The 22975-nt window shown below is 43.1% G+C and carries 23 protein-coding genes; 15 read left to right on the forward strand and 8 right to left on the reverse strand.

Translation table 11 applies throughout. From position 1 onward, the window contains the following. Position 1: 1 nt before the first annotated feature. From LKO28_RS09105 to LKO28_RS09150, 10 genes are all read left to right on the forward strand, one after another. Positions 2-1357, forward strand: a complete 1356-nt coding sequence (locus LKO28_RS09105) for a cytochrome c oxidase subunit II (protein WP_227694488.1) — start codon at positions 2-4, stop codon at positions 1355-1357. Between the two features lie 27 nt (positions 1358-1384). Further along, entirely contained in the window at positions 1385-3262 is a 1878-nt protein-coding gene (locus LKO28_RS09110) for a cbb3-type cytochrome c oxidase subunit I (RefSeq protein ID WP_227694489.1), read from the forward strand. A gap of 42 nt (positions 3263-3304) precedes the next feature. Continuing rightward, a complete protein-coding gene (locus LKO28_RS09115) occupies positions 3305-4348 on the forward strand; it encodes a COX15/CtaA family protein (RefSeq protein WP_227694490.1) in 1044 nt (347 codons plus the stop codon). 69 nt (positions 4349-4417) lie between these two features. Next, on the forward strand, positions 4418-5326 hold the full coding sequence (cyoE, locus tag LKO28_RS09120) for a heme o synthase (RefSeq protein WP_227694491.1): 909 nt from the start codon (positions 4418-4420) through the stop codon (positions 5324-5326). Beyond that, positions 5327-5914 (forward strand): heme-copper oxidase subunit III, encoded by a 588-nt coding sequence (locus tag LKO28_RS09125; protein WP_227694492.1) that lies wholly within the window; start codon positions 5327-5329, stop codon positions 5912-5914. Between the two features lie 9 nt (positions 5915-5923). Continuing rightward, positions 5924-6661 (forward strand): cytochrome c oxidase subunit 3, encoded by a 738-nt coding sequence (locus tag LKO28_RS09130; protein WP_227694493.1) that lies wholly within the window; start codon positions 5924-5926, stop codon positions 6659-6661. 32 nt (positions 6662-6693) lie between these two features. Further along, a complete protein-coding gene (locus tag LKO28_RS09135; protein WP_227694494.1) occupies positions 6694-7074 on the forward strand; it encodes a cytochrome C oxidase subunit IV family protein in 381 nt (126 codons plus the stop codon). 22 nt (positions 7075-7096) lie between these two features. Further along, positions 7097-7816, forward strand: coding sequence for a photosynthetic protein synthase I (locus tag LKO28_RS09140; protein WP_227694495.1), 720 nt, complete (start codon positions 7097-7099; stop codon positions 7814-7816). A gap of 11 nt (positions 7817-7827) precedes the next feature. Further along, on the forward strand, positions 7828-8364 hold the full coding sequence (locus tag LKO28_RS09145; protein ID WP_227694496.1) for a DUF420 domain-containing protein: 537 nt from the start codon (positions 7828-7830) through the stop codon (positions 8362-8364). 23 nt (positions 8365-8387) lie between these two features. Next, complete coding sequence (locus LKO28_RS09150; protein ID WP_227694497.1) at positions 8388-8855, forward strand: ABC transporter ATPase; 468 nt, start codon at positions 8388-8390, stop codon at positions 8853-8855. Between the two features lie 51 nt (positions 8856-8906). Here LKO28_RS09150 and LKO28_RS09155 read toward each other — a convergent pair whose 3' ends face one another. Next, positions 8907-9809: an LD-carboxypeptidase gene (locus LKO28_RS09155; RefSeq protein ID WP_227694498.1), complete on the reverse strand. Its 903-nt coding sequence runs from the start codon at positions 9807-9809 to the stop codon at positions 8907-8909. A 208-nt stretch (positions 9810-10017) separates the two neighbouring features. On the opposite strand from LKO28_RS09155, the gene metG reads away from it, so the two are divergent. Continuing rightward, the gene (gene metG / locus LKO28_RS09160) at positions 10018-12081 is read left to right on the forward strand and encodes a methionine--tRNA ligase (RefSeq protein ID WP_411028039.1); all 2064 of its coding nucleotides are present in this window, start codon (positions 10018-10020) and stop codon (positions 12079-12081) included. A 54-nt stretch (positions 12082-12135) separates the two neighbouring features. On the opposite strand, the gene brnQ is transcribed toward metG, so the two are convergent. Genes brnQ through LKO28_RS09180 form a run of 4 tightly spaced genes read right to left on the reverse strand, consistent with a single transcriptional unit; the run spans position 12136 to position 15673 of the window. Further along, positions 12136-13428 carry a branched-chain amino acid transport system II carrier protein gene (brnQ, locus tag LKO28_RS09165; protein ID WP_227694500.1) on the reverse strand — a complete coding sequence of 431 codons (1293 nt, stop codon included), beginning with the start codon at positions 13426-13428 and terminating at the stop codon, positions 12136-12138. A gap of 9 nt (positions 13429-13437) precedes the next feature. Beyond that, positions 13438-14277, reverse strand: coding sequence for a dihydropteroate synthase (gene folP, locus LKO28_RS09170; protein WP_227694501.1), 840 nt, complete (start codon positions 14275-14277; stop codon positions 13438-13440). After that, positions 14274-14852, reverse strand: coding sequence for an L-threonylcarbamoyladenylate synthase (locus tag LKO28_RS09175; protein ID WP_227694502.1), 579 nt, complete (start codon positions 14850-14852; stop codon positions 14274-14276). The genes folP and LKO28_RS09175 overlap by 4 nt, the downstream gene beginning before the upstream one ends. Then, complete coding sequence (locus LKO28_RS09180) at positions 14852-15673, reverse strand: 2,3,4,5-tetrahydropyridine-2,6-dicarboxylate N-succinyltransferase (protein WP_227694503.1); 822 nt, start codon at positions 15671-15673, stop codon at positions 14852-14854. Before LKO28_RS09180 ends, LKO28_RS09175 begins: the two co-directional genes overlap by 1 nt. 145 nt (positions 15674-15818) lie before the next feature. On the opposite strand from LKO28_RS09180, the gene LKO28_RS09185 reads away from it, so the two are divergent. Beyond that, positions 15819-16220, forward strand: a complete 402-nt coding sequence (locus LKO28_RS09185) for an RNA-binding S4 domain-containing protein (RefSeq protein WP_227694504.1) — start codon at positions 15819-15821, stop codon at positions 16218-16220. On the opposite strand, the gene mtgA is transcribed toward LKO28_RS09185, so the two are convergent. Further along, positions 16217-16948: a monofunctional biosynthetic peptidoglycan transglycosylase gene (gene mtgA / locus LKO28_RS09190; protein WP_262906059.1), complete on the reverse strand. Its 732-nt coding sequence runs from the start codon at positions 16946-16948 to the stop codon at positions 16217-16219. The genes LKO28_RS09185 and mtgA overlap by 4 nt on opposite strands. Positions 16949-17059: 111 nt before the next feature. Here mtgA and mutS point away from each other — a divergent pair, with 111 nt between their 5' ends. The 3 genes from mutS to LKO28_RS09205 all read left to right on the forward strand — a co-directional run bounded on the left by mutS (position 17060) and on the right by LKO28_RS09205 (position 21476). Continuing rightward, on the forward strand, positions 17060-19666 hold the full coding sequence (gene mutS / locus LKO28_RS09195) for a DNA mismatch repair protein MutS (RefSeq protein WP_227694505.1): 2607 nt from the start codon (positions 17060-17062) through the stop codon (positions 19664-19666). Between the two features lie 606 nt (positions 19667-20272). After that, the gene (locus LKO28_RS09200) at positions 20273-20980 is read left to right on the forward strand and encodes a tRNA1(Val) (adenine(37)-N6)-methyltransferase (protein ID WP_227694506.1); all 708 of its coding nucleotides are present in this window, start codon (positions 20273-20275) and stop codon (positions 20978-20980) included. Position 20981: 1 nt separating this feature from the next. Further along, positions 20982-21476 carry a metallophosphoesterase family protein gene (locus LKO28_RS09205; RefSeq protein ID WP_227694507.1) on the forward strand — a complete coding sequence of 165 codons (495 nt, stop codon included), beginning with the start codon at positions 20982-20984 and terminating at the stop codon, positions 21474-21476. Between the two features lie 12 nt (positions 21477-21488). Here LKO28_RS09205 and LKO28_RS09210 read toward each other — a convergent pair whose 3' ends face one another. Next, complete coding sequence (locus LKO28_RS09210) at positions 21489-21824, reverse strand: MerR family transcriptional regulator (RefSeq protein WP_227694508.1); 336 nt, start codon at positions 21822-21824, stop codon at positions 21489-21491. Positions 21825-21943: 119 nt separating this feature from the next. Continuing rightward, positions 21944-22864, reverse strand: coding sequence for a formylglycine-generating enzyme family protein (locus LKO28_RS09215; RefSeq protein WP_227694509.1), 921 nt, complete (start codon positions 22862-22864; stop codon positions 21944-21946). Positions 22865-22975 lie beyond the last annotated feature (111 nt).

Consider the following 22975-nt stretch of genomic DNA (forward strand, 5'->3'; position numbering starts at 1 on the left):
AATGAAATTCAAAATTAATAACAGATTCAGAACCGTGTTGGGATGCTTACTAGCCGTAGGGTTATTCTTCTCTACACCGAGTTTAGCTTTTCAACAAGATTCATTAGCTCAAGAAACCCAAGTTTCTACCGCTACAGATACAGTTGGAGAGGGCGCGGCTAGTCCAGCTGCAACCGAGGAGGTAGCGGATACGGTATCCGCAGCAGGTGGAGAAGCTGCGGCAGCCACAACGACATCGACGACGGCTTCTTCGTCTTCTTCATCCGCTAGTGCAGCAGATGAAGGGACACAAATCGATCCACAGGTCTACAAAAATATGACGTATTACATTTTATTGTTTTTGATCATATGTACCGTTGTTGCTATCGTTGGTAAAGTCTTGTCAATTTACGAGTTGACTCGGAAAATGAATGGAAAATATAATCCGTTTGCAAACAACACTTTGCAATCGGTTTTATTCCTTGTTTTCTTGGTTGGATTCTTCGCCATGCTATATTATGGCTATGCGGTTTGGGGTAGCTGGGCTTGGAGAGATGCGGCAACAGAGCATGGTAAGGACATTGATACCATGTTTATCGTTACAACAGTGATTATTACGATTGTATTAGTCGTCATTCACCTGTTGTTGCTTTCCTTCCCATACATCTATAGAATGCGGTCTTCAGAATCGCGTGCATATTATTACCCACATAATGATACGATAGAGAAGATTTGGACAATCGTTCCGGCGGTTGTATTGACTGTTTTAGTGCTTTTCGGATTCTTTACATGGAGATCGATTACCAACGTACCAGAAGAATTACAGAAATCCGCTATTCAAATCGAGGTTTTAGGGGAGCAGTTCCAATGGCAAGTGCGTTACCCAGGTAATGACGGCGAGTTCGGTAAACGTAACTATAAGTTGACTACTCCGATGAACTCCTACGGTATAGATTTCGCGGATAAGCGTGCTTGGGACGATATACAGGGCTCCGATATTGTGATCCCGGTTAATAAATCCGTTCGTTTCCACATCATTTCTAAAGATATTATTCATTCCTTTTACATTCCTGACTTTAGGGTTCAGATTAATGCGGTACCGGGAATGACCAACTATTTCCAGTTTACACCGACAATAACGACCGAGGAAATGCGTGAGAAAATGAATGATCCCAAGTATCACTTTGTTATGTTATGTAACAAAATATGTGGTTCAGGACATTATAACATGCAAAAGAATGTAGTTGTAGTAACAGAGGAGGAGTATAAGGAGTGGTTGAGTACACAGGGGAAATATTTTACTGAAGATTTGCAGAAAGAGTTTGCTTCGGCAAGTTCAGACGACGCGAAGGAACTCGCTACAGCTTCATTAAACTAATTGAAATAAGATAACTATTAAACGAATATGTCAAGTACAGTTATATCGCACGGCGCAGCGCATCATGACGCACATGATCATCATCAAGAGACTTTCCTGACGAAATACGTCTTTAGTCAGGATCATAAGATGATTGCAAAGCAATTTTTGATCACAGGTATTGTGATGGCGGTCTTCGCTATGATGCTTTCTATCTTGTTCCGTATCCAATTAGCTTGGCCGGATACAGATTTTCCAATTTTAGAGGTCTTCTTAGGCAAATGGGCTGAAGGAGGACGTATCAAACCAGATTTTTTCTTATCGCTGGTGACTATTCACGGTACGATGATGGTATTCTTCGTATTGACAGCAGGCTTATCAGGTACTTTTAGCAACCTTTTGATTCCATATCAATTGGGAGCACGTGATATGGCGTCGCCTTTTATGAACATGTTGTCGTATTGGTTCTTTTTAACAGCTTGTGTTATTATGACGGCATCTTTCTTTGTCGAAAGTGGACCAGCGGCTGCGGGATGGACCATTTATCCTCCGCTTTCGTCAGTGCCAACCTCTATTGCAGGATCTGGATTGGGGATGACCTTGTGGTTAATCAGTATGGCGTTGTTTATTATCTCTCAGGTATTAGGGGGGGTTAACTATATCAGTACAATTTTGAACATGCGTACCAAAGGTATGGACCTTTGGAAAATGCCATTGACAATTTGGTCATTTTTCTTGACTGCGATTGTTGGTTTGTTGTCGTTCCCGGTGTTGGTTTCGGCGGTTGTTCTATTGTTTTTTGATCGTTCTGTAGGTACATCATTCTACTTGTCGGACCTAGTTGTTCAAGGTGAAATCTTACCAAACGAGGGTGGATCTCCTATTTTATTCCAGCACTTGTTCTGGTTCTTAGGTCACCCAGAAGTATATATTGTTGTAATGCCAGCAATGGGTCTTACCTCGGAAATTATCTCAACAAACTCGCGTAAACCGATATTTGGTTACCATGCGATGGTTTACTCTTTGGTGGGTATTACCGTATTATCGTTTATCGTTTGGGGTCACCACATGTTCGTAACGGGTATGAACCCATTTTTAGGAGGTGTATTTATGATCACCACCTTGATCATTGCGGTACCATCTGCGGTTAAAGCCTTTAATTATACCGCCACCCTTTGGCGAGGTAATATACGGTTTACACCAGCCATGATGTTTGCGATCGGAATGGTTTCGTTTTTCGTTTCAGGTGGTGTGACCGGTTTATACGTGGGTAACGCTGCGTTAGATATTAACTTGCATGATACCTATTTTGTTGTTGCCCACTTCCACTTAGTAATGGGATCGGCTTCGATATTTGGTATGTTGGCAGGGGTTTACCATTGGTATCCGAAAATGTTTGGTCGTATGATGGATACGAAATTGGGTTATCTACATTTTTGGATTACGTTTATTTGTGCGTACTTGGTATTCTTCCCGATGCACTTTATGGGGATTGATGGGGTTCCGCGTCGTTATTATACGTTTACAGCATTCCCTTTCATGGACAAATGGTTCTCGGTTAACTTGCTGATTACATGGGCAGCTATTGTAGCCGCTTTAGCACAAGTTGCCTTCTTGTGGAACTTCTTCGCTTCTATCTGGAAAGGAAAGAAAGCAACACAGAATCCTTGGGCCGCCAATACATTGGAATGGACGACTCCGGTAGAACATATTCATGGAAACTGGCCTGGTGAGATTCCTACGGTTTACCGTTGGCCTTACGATTATAGTAAGCCTGGACACGATACAGATTTTATTCCACAACATATTCCGTATTCGGAAACAATGAGCTCTAACTTGCCACACGATTTCGAAGGTAATGAAGAAGCTATTCGTATACAAAATGAATGGAACAAAGCAAACAATAGAGAAGTAATAGAGGGTTAGGTTCAATAGATAACGAAATAGAAACAGGGCGGAGATAGCATTATGTATCCTGATACGGAGAAACGGTTCATCAGAACAAATAGGATCACAATATTTGTTTTATTCCTTGTGATTCTTGCAGGAGGAGTCGTTAGAAGTACAGGTTCAGGAATGGGCTGTCCGGATTGGCCTAAATGTTTTAATCGCATTATCCCGCCCACTGATGTGTCGCAATTGCCCGAGGGCTATGAGCAGCATTATATCGATGGGCGGGTTCAAAAGAACCAGCGATTTGCAAAAATTGTTTCGTTTTTTGGTTATCCTGAAATGGCCGACAAAATACGACACGATGAATCGATCTTACAACATGAGGAATTTAACGCCGCCAAAACATGGACGGAGTATATTAATCGGTTAGTAGGAGTAGCTGTCGGCTTCTGTCTGTTATTTTCGGCTATATTTTCCCTAACGTATCGGAAAGGTAAGCCAGCCATTGTTTGGTGGAGTGTTCTGAATGTAGTCATGGTAATTATTCAAGCTTGGTTGGGTTCTATTGTAGTGTCCACAAACTTGATGCCTTGGATCATTACCGTACACATGTTGCTCGCGTTGATTATTGTAGCCATTAGTATTTATACGTTTTATCTGGCTACGACGTTGCGGAATAAAAGTATTCTGATTAATCATCGCTTCGATTTGTTGAAAGGCATTGCCGTGTTTTTACTTTTGCTAACCGTCGTACAGGTTGTATATGGCACAGAAGTTCGGGAGGCAATCGATCATTTGAATGACGAAGGCGTTGCTAGGCAAGACTGGATTTCCAGTATAGGAACGTCTTACGATATACACAGAATATTGGCTTATGTATCACTAGGTGGAACAGTGTTGTTGTTTTTTCTGGTGAAAAATAAGTTTAGTTCATTGACATTACAAAGTAAATACGCCTGGATTATATTGATCTTGGTTAGTATCCAGATGCTATCCGGAATTATTCTAGCTCGTTTCGATGTGCCGGCGGTGGCCCAGACTACACACTTGGTTGTCGCTAGCTTGTTCTTTGGTGCGCAGTATTATTTAATGCTATTAATGACAAAATTGAAACGATAGTATGAACAAAGTTGTAGACATTTGTGGTTCTAATACATTGTTCATTTTTAGAAGAGGATATAATTTTTCATGAAGCAGTTTATCTCTGATTTCGGTAAATTAGTTAAGCTTAGGTTGAATTTGACAGTGGTCTTTTCAGCTTCTATTTCTTTTTTGATTGGTGCTAATCAACAGGGAGATATAATCTGGATGAACTGGCTAATTTTGACCATCGGTGGTTTTATGATTACGGGATCAGCAAATGGATTTAACGAGATTATCGAAAGAGATCTCGATAAGTTAATGGTTCGCACACAAGATAGGCCATTGCCTGCAGGTCGGATGACTACTGGGCAAGCCTTGGTGTTGAGTTTGTTTATGGGGCTTTTCGGAACCCTGCTACTCTTACACTTGAATTTTTTGGCAGGCCTGTTATCCGTATTCGCCATTATTCTATACGCGTTCGTATATACCCCGATAAAGCAGAAATCGCCTATTGCCGTTTTTGTAGGGGCGTTTCCGGGAGCTTTACCACCTTTAATTGGCTATTACGCCGCTTTTGAGTCGGCCGGCTTTGGTTTCGCCTATGCAGCAGTGAGTGAGGCAGCTATCGTCATAACGCCTTGGGTTTTGTTCCTGATTCAGTTTTTTTGGCAGTTTCCACATTTTTGGGCGATTGCTTGGGTGGCAGACGAGGATTATAAGCGAGCAGGATTTCGTTTATTGCCGACAACCAAAAAGGATACTATTTCTGCGTGGATGATTTTTATATCTGCTGTGCTGATGATCCCGGTAGGTATGTTACCGATGTATTACGGATTTGGCGGATGGGTATTTACGATAGTGTCGGTGTTAGGTGGTCTGTTGTTTGCTTATTATGGGTGGAAACATGTACAGGAGCGGACAGAAGCCACGGCAAAAAAAGTAATGTTTACATCGTTTTTTTATTTGCCATTAACACAGTTGGTTTTGTTATTTGATTTTATTCCTTTGAAATAGATGGAACGTACGGAGGATTATACAACGGAAGAAGTAATGCAGTCAAGAAAGGCTAGAAAGTTTAATCTTTGGCTGGGAATGATTGGGATGTTTATGATGTTTGCTGCATTATCGAGCGGTTTCATCGTATACACGGCTAGTGGTGTAGATAAAGGAATAAAGACAATACTACCAAACACATTTATCTATAGCACAATAGTGATTGTCGCCAGCAGTTTGATACTACATTTGGGGTATCGGGCGACAAAGTTAGAGCAGTTTGGTAAACAGAAATTGTATCTGTTGCTCACCATTGTTTTGGGTGTGGTTTTCTTCGTGTTGCAGCTAGACGCATGGTCGGTGCTCACGGAGAGAGGTGTTTATTTTGTAAATAATAATGCTTCGCAATCGTTCATATATGTATTTACAGGAATGCACTTAGCACATATTATTGCGGGCTTGATCGTATTGGTTAGATGTTTATGGGGGGCTTTAAAGCCGATCCCTTATCCGGATAACTTATTCCGCATGAACTTAGCCGCTATTTTTTGGCATTTTCTCGATCTTTTATGGATTTATATTTATGTTTTCTTACTTTTGAATCAATAATAGTAAAAAATGAGTACAACAACTGTATCGCAATTGGATAAGGTGAAAGATGGCCCATGGAATGGAGGAAGGTCACCTTGGAACTTAGAGTATGGAAAGATCATGATGTGGTTTTTCTTGGTATCGGATACCTTTACATTTTCAGCATTCCTGATCGTTTATGGCGCTCAAAAATTTGCGCAGCCTACATGGATTGATGCGGATAAGGTTTTCCAATCTATTCCGGGTATTGCCGAATCTGGCCAACCGTTGGTCTTTGTCGGGATCATGACATTTATTTTGATTATGTCTTCGGTGACGATGGTTTTAGCCGTGGATGCAGGGCATCGGAATAAGAAGAATGAAGTGGTAAAATGGATGCTCTGGACTATTTTAGGTGGTTTGTGTTTCATAGGCTGTCAAGCTATTGAGTGGAGCCACTTGCATCATCAAGGATTTTGGTTTGGTACAACACCAGCGACTGGTTTGGAAGGTGAGGCTGTAGCGGAGGCTCTTGCGCCTTATTTCACGAAAGATATCGCCTACACGGCAGCTTTGCAGTTTGCGAATATGTTTTTTACCATTACGGGTTTCCACGGGCTACACGTATCCATCGGTATATTGTTAAATATTATTGTTTTATTCAAAACGCTGAACAATACATTCGAAAGAAGTGGTTCTTATTTAATGGTGGAGAAAGTTGGTCTATACTGGCACTTTGTGGATTTGGTCTGGGTGTTCGTGTTTACGTTCTTCTATTTGATTTAATTGTTTAGATATATAAAATAAGAGATATAGAAATGTCACATCATAACGAAAATATTGCGGCTACACACGGCCATGAAGAGCACGGAGGCATGGATAAAGCAGGAATCTGGAAAGTTTTCTTTATCCTCTTGGCACTTACTGCACTTGAATTCTTAATCGCCTTAGGCTTTGTACACCACTGGGGAATGATTGAAAAAGGAATTGTGCTGAATATTGTGTATATCGTTCTAACCTTGGCAAAAGCTTATTATATCGTAGCTTACTTCATGCACCTTAAATTTGAGAAATCAGGCTTTATTGTATGTTGTAGTGTTGGGTTGATTCTCATTGTATATTTTATCGTGTTGGTACTGATTGAAGGAGACTATTTATTGGATGCATTTCAATCGCACCCAGTTTTCCCTAATAATTAGTGCGTAACGAATCAAGAAATGAATGGGTAAGCGTACTCAAGTAAATAAAGGAAAAATAATTATCCTGGCATTGATATTACTCTTGCCAGGATTTTTATATATAGCCGTCAATAGATTTGGCTCCAATGAATATGTCCGATTACCCGTATTCGGGGAAAAGCAGTTAAGTGGAGAGACGAAACGAAATTGGGGTAGGGAGTATCCCGATACAGTTTTCCATACGGCGAAGGAGATAGTTTTCAACAATGCTGCGGGAGCCGAAGTCATATTTCCGGCAGCAGATACCTGTGTGAGCGTAGTACATCTTTTTTACACGCGTGACGAAGCTTTCTCCCGCCTAATGTTAGATTACGTCGATGCATTAGCAACTCGTTTCCAAGGGAATCCACTGATCAACTTTTATTCCATTTCAGTGGACAGCACAGAAACAGCCGCCTCTTTAACGTCGTTCGTTCGTCCCTATGGGGACATGACCGCAAAGAAATGGGCGGTGGTGTTCAACCCTGCTACGGATATTTTCAGTTACAGCAGAGAACAATTACTCATTGATGCCATGGTTGATCCCGCCGATTCCAGTCGGTTTCTCATTAGTAATCGGTTGGTATTATTGGATTCGAAGCGTCGTATACGTGGTTTTTACGACATCAGTCAGAAAGGTGAGGTGGATCGATTGGAGGATGAGTTGAAGCTGCTGTCCGTTGAAGAAATTCGTAATAGGTCGTTAAAAGTAGAAAAAAAATAAGGTAAATCGGTATGATGACAGCTGAGGAGAAAAAATATAAAAAGTGGATTATTACACTTTCTATCATTATTCCGTTAGTGGTAGCGATGCTATTTGGGGTAAATTTAAGAAAGCTAGGTTACGATGTAGAACCGCTTACATTTTTGCCGCCGATTTATGCAACAATCAACGGGGTAACGGCTTTGCTTTTGGTTATCGCGGTCTCTGCTGTAAAAAGAGGAAACCGGAAGTTACACGAAAACTTGATTAAAGTATGTATGGCTTGTTCGGTCGCATTCCTCTTAATGTATGTGGCTTATCACATGACTTCCGAATCTACTCCTTATGGCGGAGAGGGCATCATCAGGTATGTGTATTTTGTTATACTCATCAGTCATATCCTTTTATCCATTATCATTATACCTTTTGTTTTATTTACTTTTGTAAGAGGCATTGCCGGAGCGTATGAGCGGCATAAAAAGCTGGCGCGTATTACATATCCCATGTGGTTGTATGTGGCCGTAACGGGTGTGGTTGTTTATTTAATGATTTCACCATATTATGCTTAAGCACATCAATAGGAGGAATGGATATGAAAAGAGTCTGGATTTATCAGAGTAATCGTTTTTTAAAAGTCGAGGAAGTATATAAAGCCGAACAGATCCTACAGGCATTTGTGGAGCAGTGGACTGCTCATGGCAACCAGTTAGCTGGATCGTTTGAGATCCGACATCGGCTGTTCATATTCCTGATCGTGGACGAAGAGAAAGCGATGGTTACCGGTTGCTCTATCGACAAATCGGTACACCTCTTGAAAGAGATAGAACAAGCATTGGGCATCACTTTATTTGATCGTTTACAACTGGCTTATCGCGCTGGCGGTAGGAATGATATCATCCAGCTTGCATCTCAGGAAGAATTTAGAAACTTGCTCGAAACAGGAGCCCTAGACCCCGAGAAGCTTATTGTTTTTAACAATACATTAACTGCTGCAGAAGATATCGATACCAAATGGGAAGTGCCGATACAAGACAGCTGGCATGCTAGAGTGTTTCTGTAATAAGTTATTATTTTATAATCGAGAATGGTATGCCTTGAAAGCTTACCATTTTTATTTTAAATAATGCAGGGAAGTTTGTTCGTTTTTCACAGTGAGTTGCACCTGTTTTCCTAAGATCATACTGTGGTTGTCTGCTATATGACCAGCAGGGAAATGGAAGCAAACGGGGAAATCATATTCCGCTACATGATCCATCACGATTTCTTCAAACCGCTGGCCAAAAGGCGGATTACTGTCTTGTAAAGCCGTAAAACCTCCGACAATTAATCCTTGCAGTTTGGATAGTTTATTGGCTCGTTTAAGCGTCCATAGCATACGGTCAATATTATAATGTTTTTCACCCACATCTTCGATAAAAAGAATTTTGTCGTCATATTTTCCGTCAGAAGGTGACGCTAAAATACTGTGTAAGATCGCCAGATTCCCACCTATGAGGCGTCCTTCTCCCGTACCAGCGCGATTTGGAAAAATAGTTTGTTTATATATGAGATCAGTGTTTTCGCCGAAAAGGGCTGATCTAAGGGAGCTGAGTGCGGCTTGTGAGCTTTCCTCAAAAGACTTGGGCATCTGTCCATGTATACTGCAAACGCCGACTTGGTTATGCAAGTGGCTATGAAGTACAGTGATATCGCTAAAACCTATTATCCATTTCGGACATTTGCTAAATTGGCTAAAATCCAACTGATCGATAATCCGGACGGTCCCGTAACCGCCTCGGGCAGCGAAAATAGCTTTAATCTCCGGATCATCAAGTGCCGTTTGTAAATCCTGTCGGCGAAGTTCATCCGTTCCCGCAAATTGGTGAAATTGGGAAGTCACGCTATTTCCTACTGCTACACGAAGCCCCCAATCTCCTAAAATACGGAGGGCCACGTCAATATCGCCTTTGATATAACTTGCGGGACAAACAATGGCTACTTTGTCTCCTTTTTTAAGAAATGCTGGTGTATTCATCCGCGGGACTTATTTTTATGGCGTAGAACGTTCGTATATCATTCTCCTTTTTTTTATGGTCATTTATGCAGGTTTCCTGCCGCGTCTTATTATTATAAGCGCAATTTGAGTTATCTTTGCCAAAGAAACAAGTTTTCGTCAGTTTATTTTCTTGTTTTTTTTAATCTTAATCTTTGTTTTCATTTTTTAAAATCATTATAAATTGAATATCTTATCTAAAAATCGATTTACGATAACCTCGGCTTTGCCTTACGCCAATGGCCCTTTACATATCGGGCATCTTGCCGGCGCGTATGTCCCGGCTGATATTTTTGCACGTTTTCTCCGCCTGAACCATAAAGATGTGGTATTTGTCTGTGGATCGGACGAACATGGCGCGGCTATCACCATCAAAGCAAAGAAAGAAGGAATAACGCCACAGGAGATTATTGATAAGTACAATCAGCAGATTAAGGAAAGCTTTGAAGAGTTTGGTATTGGTTTCGACATCTACCACCGTACCTCAGAAAAGGTACACCATGCGCTCTCTCAGGAGTTCTTTATGAACTTATATGAAAAGGGAGAGTTTATAGAAAAATTTTCAGAACAGTATTACGATGAGGAATATCATCAGTTCTTGGCTGATCGTTATATTGTGGGTACCTGTCCGCACTGTCATAATGAAGGTGCCTATGGCGATCAATGCGAAAAATGCGGGACTTCGCTGAATCCAACAGACCTTATCCATCCGAAATCTACCTTAAGCGGCAAAACACCCGTGTTGCGAGAAACCAAACACTGGTATCTTCCGTTGGACAAGTATCAGCCTTGGTTGGAAAGTTGGTTGATTGAAGGAAAGAAGGGCGTGTTAAAATCCAATGTGTTCGGTCAGTGCCAATCTTGGTTGAAATCAGGTCTACAACCGCGTTCCATGACCCGTGACTTAGACTGGGGGGTCGACGTCCCGCTCGAAGAGGCTGCAGGTAAAAAACTGTATGTTTGGTTGGATGCACCCATCGGTTATATTTCAGCGACGAAGCAATGGGCCTTAGACAATGGCCAAGATTGGGAGCAATACTGGAAGAAGCAAGCGGACCCCGAGGACAATTCGACCTTGATCCACTTTATCGGAAAGGATAATATTGTATTTCACTGTATCACTTTCCCGGCTATTTTGCACGCACATGGGGAGTATATACTGCCAGAAAACGTGCCGGCTAATGAGTTTTTGAACTTAGAAGGCGATAAATTGTCTACCTCGCGTAACCATGCAGTATGGTTGCACGAATACCTGGCCGAATTTCCAGGAAAGCAAGATGAGTTGCGTTATGTACTGACGTCCATTTTACCAGAGACTTCAGATAGTGAGTTTACCTGGAAAGATTTTCAAGCACGCGTTAACAATGAGTTGGTCGCGATCTTGGGTAATTTTGTGAACCGGGTCATGGTACTTTCCCATAAGTATTTTGAAGGCCAGGTTGCGTTAGGCGATTCCTTCACGGAAGAAGACCAAGCTAGTTTGGACGCATTGGCGAGTTATTCGCCGCTTATCAACCAAAGTATAGCACATTATCGTTTCCGGGAAGCGTTGACGCATTTTATGAACGTAGCGCGTTTAGGAAATAAATACCTGGCTGACGAAGAACCATGGAAGGTTTATAAGGAAAATCCGGAGCGTGTTAAAACGGTGCTGTATGTCGCCTCGCAGATCGTAGCCAACCTCGCTGTTCTCGCACAACCTTTTTTACCGAAAACAGCTAAGAAGTTGTTTGATATGTTAGAATTAGCGCAGCAAGATTGGTCACATGCCGGACAGTCAAACCTTATTCCAGAAGGACATGTATTGGGTGAGCCTCAATTATTGTTTGAGAAAATCACCGATGAGCAAGTAGCGTTTCAATTGCAAAAGCTGGAAGAAGCAAAAGCAAAGAATGCCGCTGCAGCTACGGAAGTGGAATCGGCAAAAGCTAATATTAGTTACGACGATTTTCTAAAAATGGACATCCGTATCGGAACCATATTGGAAGCCGAAAAAGTGGCTAAGACCAAAAAGTTATTAAAGCTGACAATCGATACAGGAATCGATAAACGGACGGTGGTATCGGGTATTGCGGAATTCTTTAATCCGGAGGATATCGTTGGTCAGCAGGTATCTGTCCTCGTAAATCTTGAACCCCGTACGATCAAAGGCATTACCTCTCAAGGGATGATTTTGATGGCAGAAGATGCGGACGGGAGACTCGACTTTGTGAGCCCAACGACCACGATAAAAGCCGGTAGTTCGGTACGGTAATCCGACCAATAGCAAAAAGAAAAAGGCTGAGGCATCAACCCTACCGTTGAGCCCTCAGCCTTTTTTTATAGTTAATTTATCTGCCAAAACACCAATAGTGAAAAATACCAACGACGGTACTACCCAACCTAGCTCGTAAGAAAATAACGGAATGTGGTTGAGTGTAGCCAAGGTGTCGGCCTGTAAAAGGTCGAATATTTTGAGGATATTAAAGGTCGCGATGACAGTAGAGGCGATCATAGCCCATACATAGGGAAGTTTGGATTTTACGAAAGCTCCAAAGATCACAATATACAATACGAGCGTCATCACAATGGGATATACAAAAGCGAGTGGCGGATACGCAAACTGGATAATATTGTCTACGCCCGTAACAGAAAGGAGTCCTGCGATGACACAGGAAATCGTCACCAGTAGTTTATAGTCTAATTTACCCTTGGTGAGTTTGCTAAAGAACGAACCGAATGCCGACGTTAATGCAATGGCGGTTGTTAAGCAAGCTAAAGCGATACAGATCGCAATAGCCAATGCGCCGCTGGATCCTAGTATGCTGTGGGAAATATGGATTAAGAGCTCAGACCGGCTGATGTTGGTGTTTTCTACACCGGAGGTTGCACCTAGATAAATAAGTCCGCCGTAGATAAATAATAAACAAATAGCGGCGAGTATCCCCGACGCAATAACCACCTTATTTTTTAGTGCGACGGTCGTATATCCTTTTGCTTTAGCGGCTGAAATAATGATGCCGGCAAATATCACTGAGGCTAACACATCCAACGTTTGGTAGCCTTCAATAAAGCCTAGTGTGAAGGAATCCGACACCGGAAGAATATCCTGCTGTGGAATTGCAATCGGGTTGGCTATGCCCATGCCGATTAGAATCACCAATACGACCAAGAGAACAGGGGTTAGGATATTTCCTACAAGATCGACGACTTTCGAAGGAACGATCGAAAATAACCAGGTGACGACAAAAAATGCGACCGATGTCCATATCGGGTTGCTGTCTGGAAAGGAGGGGAGTATACCCACTTCGAAAGTGGTCGCGGCAGTCCTAGGTATGGCGATTAACGGACCAACACAGATCATGATGATGGAGCCTAGAACAGGGGCTATATACTTGTTTATCCGTTCTCCGAGATCATTGAAGTGATCACCTGAATTTGTTACGGACAGCACACCAAAGAAAGGCAGTAAGATACCACTCAACCCAAAAGCAAGGATCGTGATCCAGATATGGTGGCCTACCTGGACACCGATATAAGGCGGAAGTAACAAATTACCAGCTCCAAAAAACATCGCAAATAAAGCGAAACCTATGGTGGTAATATCTTTTAACTTTTTCAAAATATATTGTTAAAATAATAAGTCAACTAACTGCTTGGCTTCTTTTACATCGTGCACGCGGAGCAATTGAACACCTTTTGCAAGCAATAATGTGTTTAAGGCAATCGTTCCGGTCAATGCCTCTTGTGGCGTAATGCCTAGTTTTTTGTAAATCATTGATTTTCGGGAAATGCCGCCTAAAATGGGCAGTCCGAAATAGTGCAGTTCATCCACGCGATGAAGGAGCTCATAATTTTGTTCGATTGTTTTGGAAAATCCGAAACCGGGGTCGAGGATGATATCTTTTACCCCCAAGGCTCGCAATGCAGCAACCTTTTCACCCAGCGCAGTAGCCACATCTATGGCAATGTCATCGTATTCCGTTAGGGTCTGCATGTTTTCTGGTGTGCCACGCATATGCATTAGGATGTATGGCACCTGCAGCCGCGCTACCGTAGCAAACATATCCTCGTCCAGTGAGCCTCCAGAAATGTCGTTAATGAGGTGCACACCTGCTTGGACGCAGGCTTTTGCAACGTTTGCACGAAAAGTATCGATAGATAAGATCAGATCAGGGTACCGTTTGACCAATTCGTGTATCACCGGTAAGGCCCGATTTATTTCCTCGTCCGGTGATATAACAGCTGCACCCGGCCGCGAAGAATAAGCACCAATGTCTATGATATCTACGCCATCCGAAAGTAGTTGTTCCGCTTTTCTGAGTGCGTGATCGAGATCGTTATGCCTTCCTCCATCAAAGAATGAATCCGGTGTGACGTTAAGAATCCCCATAATCAGCGGTTTTTCAAAAGTAATCAACCGTCCTTGTGCCTGGATGGATTGGGCTGCTGTGGTTTGCAAATACTTCATTTGCGTAAAAATTCAAATTTACCACTAGGGTCCAACTTCATCACCGTGGATGATTTGTTATTTCTGTTGCCCTGACGACCGTATTCAACAATGTAATCCATTCCGGCCTTTACCTGTTCAGAAATTTCGTCAAAATAGGCAGGGGATACATCTCCACTGATGTTTGCAGAAGTAGACACAATCGGTTTACGAAATCGCTGTAATAACTGCTCACAGAAAGGATGGCGAACAATCCGGATCCCAATGCTGCCATCAGCGGCGATCACATTCGGCGCGAGATTCTTAGCTTTGGAATATACGATAGTGAGCGGTGTTTCCGTATATTCGATCAGGTCGTAAGCAACTTCGGGTATATCGTTGACGTAGCTCGCCAGTTGGTTGTCGTTATGGAGCAAAACGATAAGGCTTTTTTGCGGATTGCGCCCTTTCAGCGCGAAGACTTTTTCGACAGCCTCGGCGTTGGTAGCATCGCAACCGATTCCCCATATGGTATCGGTTGGATAAAGAATAAGCCCCCCGTTTTTCAGCGTTTCAAGCGCTTTATTCAGATCGTCTCTCTGTACCGTGCCTTCCATTAAACTGCTACGTTATGTTCGCGTAATGCGTCGTTTAACGAGGTTTTCTTGTCGGTAGACTCTTTGCGTTGGCCGATGATCAACGCACAGGGCACTTGATACTGACCAGCAGGAAATGTTTTTGTATAAGAGCCTGGGATAACAACCGAACGGGCGGGAACGTAACCCTTGTATTCTACCGGCTCATCTCCCGATACATCGATGATTTTTGTGGATGCAGTCAACACGACATTAGCACCTAAAACGGCTTCTTTTTCAACGCGAATACCTTCTACCACAATAGCACGCGATCCTACAAATACGTTATCTTCAATAATAACCGGTGCAGCTTGTATAGGTTCAAGGACACCGCCGATACCCACTCCTCCACTCAAATGCACATGTTTGCCGATTTGTGCGCAGGAACCTACGGTAGCCCAAGTGTCTACCATCGTTCCTTCATCTACGTAGGCACCGATGTTTACGTAAGACGGCATCATGATTACACCTTTTGAGAGATAGGCACCATACCGGGCACTCGCTCCCGGAACCACCCGTACACCGAGCGATTTATAATCGGTTTTCAGTTCCATTTTATCGTGGTAAACAAATGGACTATTTTGAATCTCTTTCATTTCCTGTAGGGGGAAATAAAGAATAACTGCTTTTTTTATCCACTCGTTTACATGCCAGCGGCTTCCTATCGGTTCCGCTACACGTAATTCCCCTTTGTCAAGTTGATCAATTATTACTTTTACAGCCTCATAGTGTTCTTTATAATCTAATAATTGTCGGTTTTCCCAAGCGTCTTCGACTAGTGTCTGTAATTTATGTAAGTCCATACTATTGTTTCTATTATGAAATGAAAAGGTTGAATACGAGCGTATGCATGACGTTTAGATTCCACGAACCGAATGCGGTGGCGTTGATTCATGTCATGAATGACAAATATAAATAATCTTGCTCGAAAAGTCTTATTTTTGTCCTATGGCAGAAACGGAAAAATTACGGATAGATAAATACTTGTGGGCCATCCGTATATTCAAGACACGCAGCTTGGCGACAGAGGCTTGCAAGGCAGGTCGTGTGAAACTTAATGGTCAGAATGTGAAACCATCTTACATCGTCAAAGTAGGGGAAACCTATTCGGTTCAGAAAGGTATAGAGCGCAAGGTTATCCATGTAACCGGATTGTTGGAGCGGCGTACAGACGCCAAGACAGCGGTACAGTTTTATGAAGACCAAACACCGGAAGAGGAAACCTATGCCTTCAAGTCCACATTCCACGCCCCGGTGCTGAAGCGGGATCGAGGTACAGGTCGGCCAACAAAAAAGGATCGTCGCGAAATCGACGACTTGAAATCAGATTGGTGGGAGGATGAAGGCTAGGGGATACGATAATGCCCCATATACCGTACAATATTATTCGCCCTTCGGTTAACATAAGCAGAGGGGCGCTTTGCATCCCACTTTTGCGGGCTGGGCAAAATAGCAATAATCAAAGCGGCCTCTTTTCGGGTTAAGCTTTTGCCTGATTTGTGAAAATAATAATGTGCAGCAGCCTCGGCACCGTAGACTCCTTGCCCCATTTCAATTACATTGAGGTAGACCTCCAAAATCCTTTTTTTGCTCCAAAGCGCTTCGATCAATACCGTAAAATAGGCTTCTAATCCTTTTCGAAACCACGAACGTTCTGGCCAGAGAAAAACGTTTTTTGCCACCTGCTGACTGATCGTACTTCCACCTCGTAAGGATTTTCCAGACTGATTTCTTTCCATCGCTTCTTGAATAGCTTTCGTGTCGAAGCCGTTGTGTGTCAGGAAATAGGCGTCTTCTCCCGCGATCGCGGCGCGCTTCAGGTTGTCCGACAGGTCTTCATAATCGAGCCATTTTTTATCAATTTTCCATTCTTTACCCGCTGCTTTTCTTTCGAATGCCCGTTTGATTTGAAGATAGGTAAAAGGTGGGTTTATGAAAATGAGTAATAATACCCAGATGATGGTGAGCCCGAAAAAACCCATAACCAGCCGTAGCGACCACTTTTTGAGAAGCGTCTTCCCCGGCGATTGTTTTTTTCCTCTTGTATTCTTTTTTGTTGACGACCTTTTGATTGCCATTGCTTCGTGAGTTCGATATGCAAAACTAGAGAATTTTATCAATATCTTATCCCCTTGTCAAATCATATCATTTCCCTTATTTTTACGGTTCATTAAAAAATCATAAGACCATTGGCAAAAGCGAAGAAACAGACACCTTTAATGCAGCAATATAACACCATCAAGGCGAAATATCCTGGAGCGTTGTTGCTATTTCGGGTAGGCGACTTTTACGAGACTTTCGGGGAAGATGCCGTGAAGGCGGCCGGCATTTTAGGGATTGTACTCACGAAGCGTGGAAACGGAACGGAATCAGAAACGGCATTGGCAGGTTTTCCACACCATTCGCTAGAAACCTATCTACCGAAGCTGGTGCGTGCAGGGCAGCGCGTCGCCATTTGCGACCAGTTGGAAGATCCCAAGCAGACCAAAACTATTGTCAAAAGAGGGGTAACGGAGCTCGTCACGCCGGGAGTTTCTTATAATGATAACATTGTACAGCAAAAAGCGAATAATTACCTCGCCTCAATTTTTAATGAAAAAGGACAGTATGGCGTCGCTTTTTTAGATATTTCGACCGGAGAGTTTTTGGTAGCGCAAGGAAACGCAAGCTATGTAGATAAGCTTTTGCAGGGTTTTAAGCCGACGGAGATTATCCTGCCTAAAAAGCAATATAAAGATTTTTTAGAACAGTTCGGTAGCCAGTATTATACTTACACGCTGGACGAGTGGCCGTATACCGGTGATTATGCTACGGAGACTTTACTTCGGCATTTTGAGGTAAAATCTATGAAGGGCTACGGGATCGACCGAATGCCTTTGGGTATGGTGGCGGCAGGTGTATCCCTACATTATCTCAACGAGACAGAACATCGTAACCTACAACATATTTCCAACATTTCTCGCATCGAGGAAGACCATTATATGTGGTTGGATCGTTTTACTATCCGTAATTTGGAACTCATCGGTTCCACAAATGAAAATGCCACAACCCTTGTTGATATTCTCGACGAAACGTCCTCACCCATGGGTGCACGTCTGTTAAAACGATGGATGGTGATGCCGTTGAAAGATCTGAAATCTATCAATGAGCGCTTACATGTCGTGTCGTATTTTTATGATCATCGGGATTTGCGCGACGAACTTATCCGCGAAATAAAACAGGTAGGAGACTTGGAGCGTCTAATTTCTAAAATTGGTCTCCAAAAAGCCAATCCGCGGGAAATCAATCAATTGAAGCGGGCATTGCATGTCGTCGAGAAACTTAAGGCGTTGACCGATCAGGAAGCGTCGGAAGCGCTGCGAACTATTTCTGAACAGCTCGACAGCTGTCCTATTATCCGCGATAAGATGGAACGTACATTGCACGCCGAGCCGCCCGTGCTGTTGAGTAAGGGGAATGTGATCGCAGATGGGGTAGACGAAGAATTAGACAAGTTGCGTAAGGTAGCCTTCGGAGGGAAGGATTACCTATTGGAAATTCAAAGGCGTGAATCCGAAGCGACGGGAATCCCTTCTTTAAAGATTGCATTTAATAACGTGTTTGGATACTATCTGGAAGTAACGAACACCCATAAAGATAAGGTGCCGGCTTCCTGGGTACGAAAACAAACCTTGGTGAACGCGGAGCGTTATATTACGGAAGAACTAAAAGAATACGAAGAGCAGATATTGGGTGCGGAGGAAAAAATGCAAGCCATTGAGAACCGTATTTACGCCGAACTGTTGTTCGATATAGCAGCTTACATCAAACCTATTCAGCGCAACGCGCAATTAATAGCCAAGCTGGACGTATTGCTGAACTTCGCCCTTATTGCGGAAAAAAACCATTACGTCAAGCCACAGCTTAGCGAAGGAAAAGTGCTGGATATTAAGGGAGGACGACATCCGGTTATCGAAAAACATTTACCGATCGGAGAAGATTATATTACAAATGATACCCTGTTAGATCCCGAAACGCAACAGATCATCATCATCACGGGACCCAACATGGCGGGTAAATCGGCATTGCTGCGGCAGACAGGTTTGATTGTGTTGATGGCTCAAATCGGTTCTTTTGTTCCGGCAAAGGAAGCCTCGCTCGGATTGATCGATAAAATTTTTACGCGCGTCGGCGCATCGGATAATCTGTCTTCGGGTGAATCTACATTCATGGTTGAAATGAATGAAACGGCCAGTATAATGAATAACTTATCCGACAGGTCGTTGATCTTATTGGATGAAATCGGACGTGGAACAAGCACCTACGACGGGATATCCATCGCTTGGGCTATTGCGGAATTTCTGCATAACCATCCGGTTGCTCGAGCTAAAACTCTTTTTGCCACCCACTATCACGAGCTCAATGAGCTCACCAACTCCATGCCGCGCATCAAGAACTTCAATGTGACGGTTAAGGAGATGAATAATAAGGTGATTTTTCTACGCAAACTCGTTCCGGGTGGATCCGCGCATAGTTTCGGTATCCACGTAGCAAAATTGGCCGGAATGCCGCCCAAACTCATCGGTCGGGCTAATGAAATTTTGAAACGGCTGGAGCAGGAACGTACCGGCGGCGAACAAATCAAGGACAGCATGCGTAAAATACAGAAGCAAGCCTATCAGTTACAGATGTTTGCCATCGATGATCCGGTATTGGAAAAGATACGGGACATGTTGAACAATCTGGATGTAAATACGTTGACGCCGGTGGAAGCGCTCATGAAACTAGATGAGATACAGCGGTTACTAAAGAATTAGGTTTTCTTTTTCTCCGCGAAAAAGAAACAAAAAGCTCGTCGCTACGAATGTTTTACATTAGGGATAGTGCTAAGGATGGGTTGGTGCAGTTGTAAAACATTCGGATGCGACATTGAAGGTTAAAAGGGGATGGTGCAGCCTCGTATAGCGTGTTATTTTTTGTGCTGTTTCGAATGTTTTCTACTCGGAAGATACTGATGAGTTTGTATAGTTGTAAAACATTCGGATGCGACATTGAAGGTTAACTTTTCAGGTCGCATGTGGATATTTGAGGTTTGTAGAAGTGTCCTTTTTGCACGACAAATCTTCTCAAATATCCAAAGCGACGATTTTTATGTTCCTTTTTCTAAAAAAGGAACATAAAAACTACTTTTGTCCCATGTGTTCCGTTTTTCATTTTAATTTAAAACATCCGATTCGATATTTTAAATAGCAAGGGTGGAACAGTATTGTTGCACCATCCCTCCCTTAACTTTTCAGGTCGCATGTGGGTATTTGAGGTTTGTAGAAATACGCTTTTTGCACGACAAATCTTCTCAAATATCCAAAGCGACGATTTTTGCGTTCCTTTTTCTAAAAAAGGAACATAAAAACTACTTTTGTCTCATGCGTTCCGTTTTTCATTTTAAACAGTTTGAGGTAGACCAGGGCAATTGTGCGATGAAAATCAATACCGATGGGGTTTTGTTGGGAAGTTCGACTTTTTTTTCCGAAGCGAAGCGCATATTGGATATCGGTACGGGTACGGGCGTTATTGCGTTGATGTTGGCGCAAAGCCATCCTAACGCGCACGTGGATGCGGTCGAAATCGAGGAAGACGCTTGGCGGCAGGCTGGTATTAATTTTCGAAACTCGGAATTTACAGAACGTTTAGCCGTGCACCTAGGTTCGTTCGAGCATTTCCAGCCCGAGTTCGCCTACGATTTGATTGTATCGAATCCTCCTTTTTATACGAATTCGCTACATAATCCTGATAAACGTAGGCGCTTGGCGAAACACACCGATATATCGTTTTTTGAGAAATTGTTTTCGTTTGTTTCGCAGTATTTAACAGATGATGGGCAGCTGAAACTGATCCTTCCTACGGGACTGGCTGATATTGAAATCGCACCGATTCTATCGCATTATAAGTTATATGTGCAAACCGAGATGGCTATATCGTCTTTTGCTGAGGAACCACCTATTCGGAAAATATGGGGAATTGGAAAGAAAGTAGTGCCTTTAGAAAAGCACACTTTTGATATCTATGCCGCACGAGGTGTTTATACCGACGCCTATAAAGAATTGTTACAACCCTATTTTTTAGCTTTTTGAAATGACGAAAATTGGACTGATTTCCGATACGCATGGTTTTTTGGACGACGCCGTTTTCAAATATTTCGACCAATGTGACGAGATATGGCATGCGGGAGATTTCGGATCTCTGGCGATAGTCGATGCATTAACAGTTTTTAAACCTTTTAGGGGAGTATGGGGTAATATCGATGGAAAAGATATACGTTTGGCCTGTCCGGAGCATCAACGTTTTGCTTGTGAAGGCGTGGACGTATGGATGACACATATCGGGGGCTATCCCGGGCGATATGCTATTCAAGTGAAACCTGAAATTGACCGTAATCCCCCCAAACTTTTTATCTGTGGGCATTCTCATATTTTAAAGGTACAATTTGATCCCAAGCTCGCATTATTGCATCTTAATCCCGGCGCTGCCGGTAAACAGGGCTGGCATAAGGTGCGCACCTTAATGCGTTTCGATATTAACGGCGATAAAATTGAAAATCTGGAGGTAATCGAATTGGGGAACCGCTAGTGTCGCAATTGTTTATAGATTATCGCGAACTTCGAGTAAGAATTTTTTTAATCGTTCCAAAGAATCAATCACCCGCTGATTCTCTTTTACCTCATTTTTATTCGCACGGATATAGTCTCTTGCACCCTGCAAGGTATAACCTTTATCCTTCACCAAGTTGAAAATGATTTTGAGATTGGCAATATCCTCTGGCGTGAAAAGGCGATTCCCCTTTTTGTTCTTTTTGGGTTGTATAATATCAAACTCCCGCTCATAAAAGCGTATCTGTGATGCATTTACACCAAACATGGTGGTCACTTCACCCATGGTATAGTATAGCTTGTTTATTTCACGTTCTTTGTACGGCATATCTTCCGAGAATTTGTAACCTTAACAAATATACAATTTTATATCAAAGGATAATAAAATTGGTCAACTCCCGTAAGAGATAGGATTATATGGCAAGTTGCCGCTATCGGGTATTTTTCCTACTGGTATCGCACTACACGAAATCCGATACTGAAATCTCTTGTATCTCTTTGCCAGGACGCCGTGCTGTTCCACTGGCATTGTGCAAAATGGCTGTCCCAGCTTCCTCCGGCTGCGGTATGTTGTTTATCTTCCTGCTTCCCATCGACCCATTCCCACACATTGCCCTGCATATCGTACAAACCAAACCGGTTAGGCAATTTTTGCCCGACGGGTTTTGTACTCTCACCGGCATTTTCACCCCACCAGGCAATATCATCCAATATACCTTCTTCCGGGCTGTCCAGCGCGGCATATTGCCAGACGTGCAATGGCGGCAGGTCATAGTGATGCCGCGTCGTTTGGTTTAGCCAACGCACATAATTTTTGGCTTCCTGCCAGGTGATGCCGACGATCGGGTGGTCGGCATGCCAGCCCCAGGGTGGAGCGGGTGGCATGGGTTCCTGCTGAGCTTCGCAATAGGTGCGGTACTGCTGCACGGTAACCGGATACATACCGAGCCATGCCGGACTGGCTTTGATTTCCGGCATAGGCACCATCTCTGGATAGCGCCTGTCAGATTTTTGTTTGCGAATGGTGAAATCGAGCATGCTGTCGCTGTCCTGCAAAGCCTGTCGCACGTGCAGGGCATCCCGATGGTGGGCGAGGGGAAAGGTTATTGTTTGGCGTTCTTCTGTACCTGTCGGCTTCCCATGGAAGTCGTCTTGTATCGTAACTTTCAGCGGTCTGTGAAAGGTCAGTACCAGCGCCACAGCGGTATCCCGCAGCACAATGTCCATCGCTTGGATTTGGGTCAGCTTAACATCATAAACGGCATATTTGCTGTTTTGCTCTTGGATAAGGGTAAAGCGATCGGGAAACATGGCGTTGGCAAACCTAAAATATTGCGTGTAGTAGGAGGGGTGGACAAGCTCTGTCAAGCGGTTCTCTAAAAAAAATCTGATGGAGCTTGACGGCTGCGCATAGCCGATGCTGCTCAGCAGGCAGAGTAAAAGACCGGGTAGTATATTCTTTAGAGGGGTATTAATGCG

It is taken from the genome of Sphingobacterium sp. FBM7-1 (assembly GCF_020687765.1).
Classification (GTDB): domain Bacteria; phylum Bacteroidota; class Bacteroidia; order Sphingobacteriales; family Sphingobacteriaceae; genus Sphingobacterium.

What these genes read in the sequence shown, in the direction of transcription:
- LKO28_RS09105 (WP_227694488.1), top strand. Translation starts at nt 2, where the DNA reads ATGAAATTCAAAATTAATAACAGATTCAGAACCGTGTTGGGATGCTTA.
- LKO28_RS09110 (WP_227694489.1), top strand. Translation starts at nt 1,385, where the DNA reads ATGTCAAGTACAGTTATATCGCACGGCGCAGCGCATCATGACGCACAT.
- LKO28_RS09115 (WP_227694490.1), top strand. Translation starts at nt 3,305, where the DNA reads ATGTATCCTGATACGGAGAAACGGTTCATCAGAACAAATAGGATCACA.
- cyoE (WP_227694491.1), top strand. Translation starts at nt 4,418, where the DNA reads ATGAAGCAGTTTATCTCTGATTTCGGTAAATTAGTTAAGCTTAGGTTG.
- LKO28_RS09125 (WP_227694492.1), top strand. Translation starts at nt 5,327, where the DNA reads ATGGAACGTACGGAGGATTATACAACGGAAGAAGTAATGCAGTCAAGA.
- LKO28_RS09130 (WP_227694493.1), top strand. Translation starts at nt 5,924, where the DNA reads ATGAGTACAACAACTGTATCGCAATTGGATAAGGTGAAAGATGGCCCA.
- LKO28_RS09135 (WP_227694494.1), top strand. Translation starts at nt 6,694, where the DNA reads ATGTCACATCATAACGAAAATATTGCGGCTACACACGGCCATGAAGAG.
- LKO28_RS09140 (WP_227694495.1), top strand. Translation starts at nt 7,097, where the DNA reads ATGGGTAAGCGTACTCAAGTAAATAAAGGAAAAATAATTATCCTGGCA.
- LKO28_RS09145 (WP_227694496.1), top strand. Translation starts at nt 7,828, where the DNA reads ATGATGACAGCTGAGGAGAAAAAATATAAAAAGTGGATTATTACACTT.
- LKO28_RS09150 (WP_227694497.1), top strand. Translation starts at nt 8,388, where the DNA reads ATGAAAAGAGTCTGGATTTATCAGAGTAATCGTTTTTTAAAAGTCGAG.
- LKO28_RS09155 (WP_227694498.1), bottom strand. Translation starts at nt 9,809, where the DNA reads ATGAATACACCAGCATTTCTTAAAAAAGGAGACAAAGTAGCCATTGTT.
- folP (WP_227694501.1), bottom strand. Translation starts at nt 14,277, where the DNA reads ATGAAGTATTTGCAAACCACAGCAGCCCAATCCATCCAGGCACAAGGA.
- LKO28_RS09175 (WP_227694502.1), bottom strand. Translation starts at nt 14,852, where the DNA reads ATGGAAGGCACGGTACAGAGAGACGATCTGAATAAAGCGCTTGAAACG.
- LKO28_RS09180 (WP_227694503.1), bottom strand. Translation starts at nt 15,673, where the DNA reads ATGGACTTACATAAATTACAGACACTAGTCGAAGACGCTTGGGAAAAC.
- LKO28_RS09185 (WP_227694504.1), top strand. Translation starts at nt 15,819, where the DNA reads ATGGCAGAAACGGAAAAATTACGGATAGATAAATACTTGTGGGCCATC.
- mtgA (WP_262906059.1), bottom strand. Translation starts at nt 16,948, where the DNA reads ATGGCAATCAAAAGGTCGTCAACAAAAAAGAATACAAGAGGAAAAAAA.
- LKO28_RS09200 (WP_227694506.1), top strand. Translation starts at nt 20,273, where the DNA reads ATGCGTTCCGTTTTTCATTTTAAACAGTTTGAGGTAGACCAGGGCAAT.
- LKO28_RS09205 (WP_227694507.1), top strand. Translation starts at nt 20,982, where the DNA reads ATGACGAAAATTGGACTGATTTCCGATACGCATGGTTTTTTGGACGAC.
- LKO28_RS09210 (WP_227694508.1), bottom strand. Translation starts at nt 21,824, where the DNA reads ATGCCGTACAAAGAACGTGAAATAAACAAGCTATACTATACCATGGGT.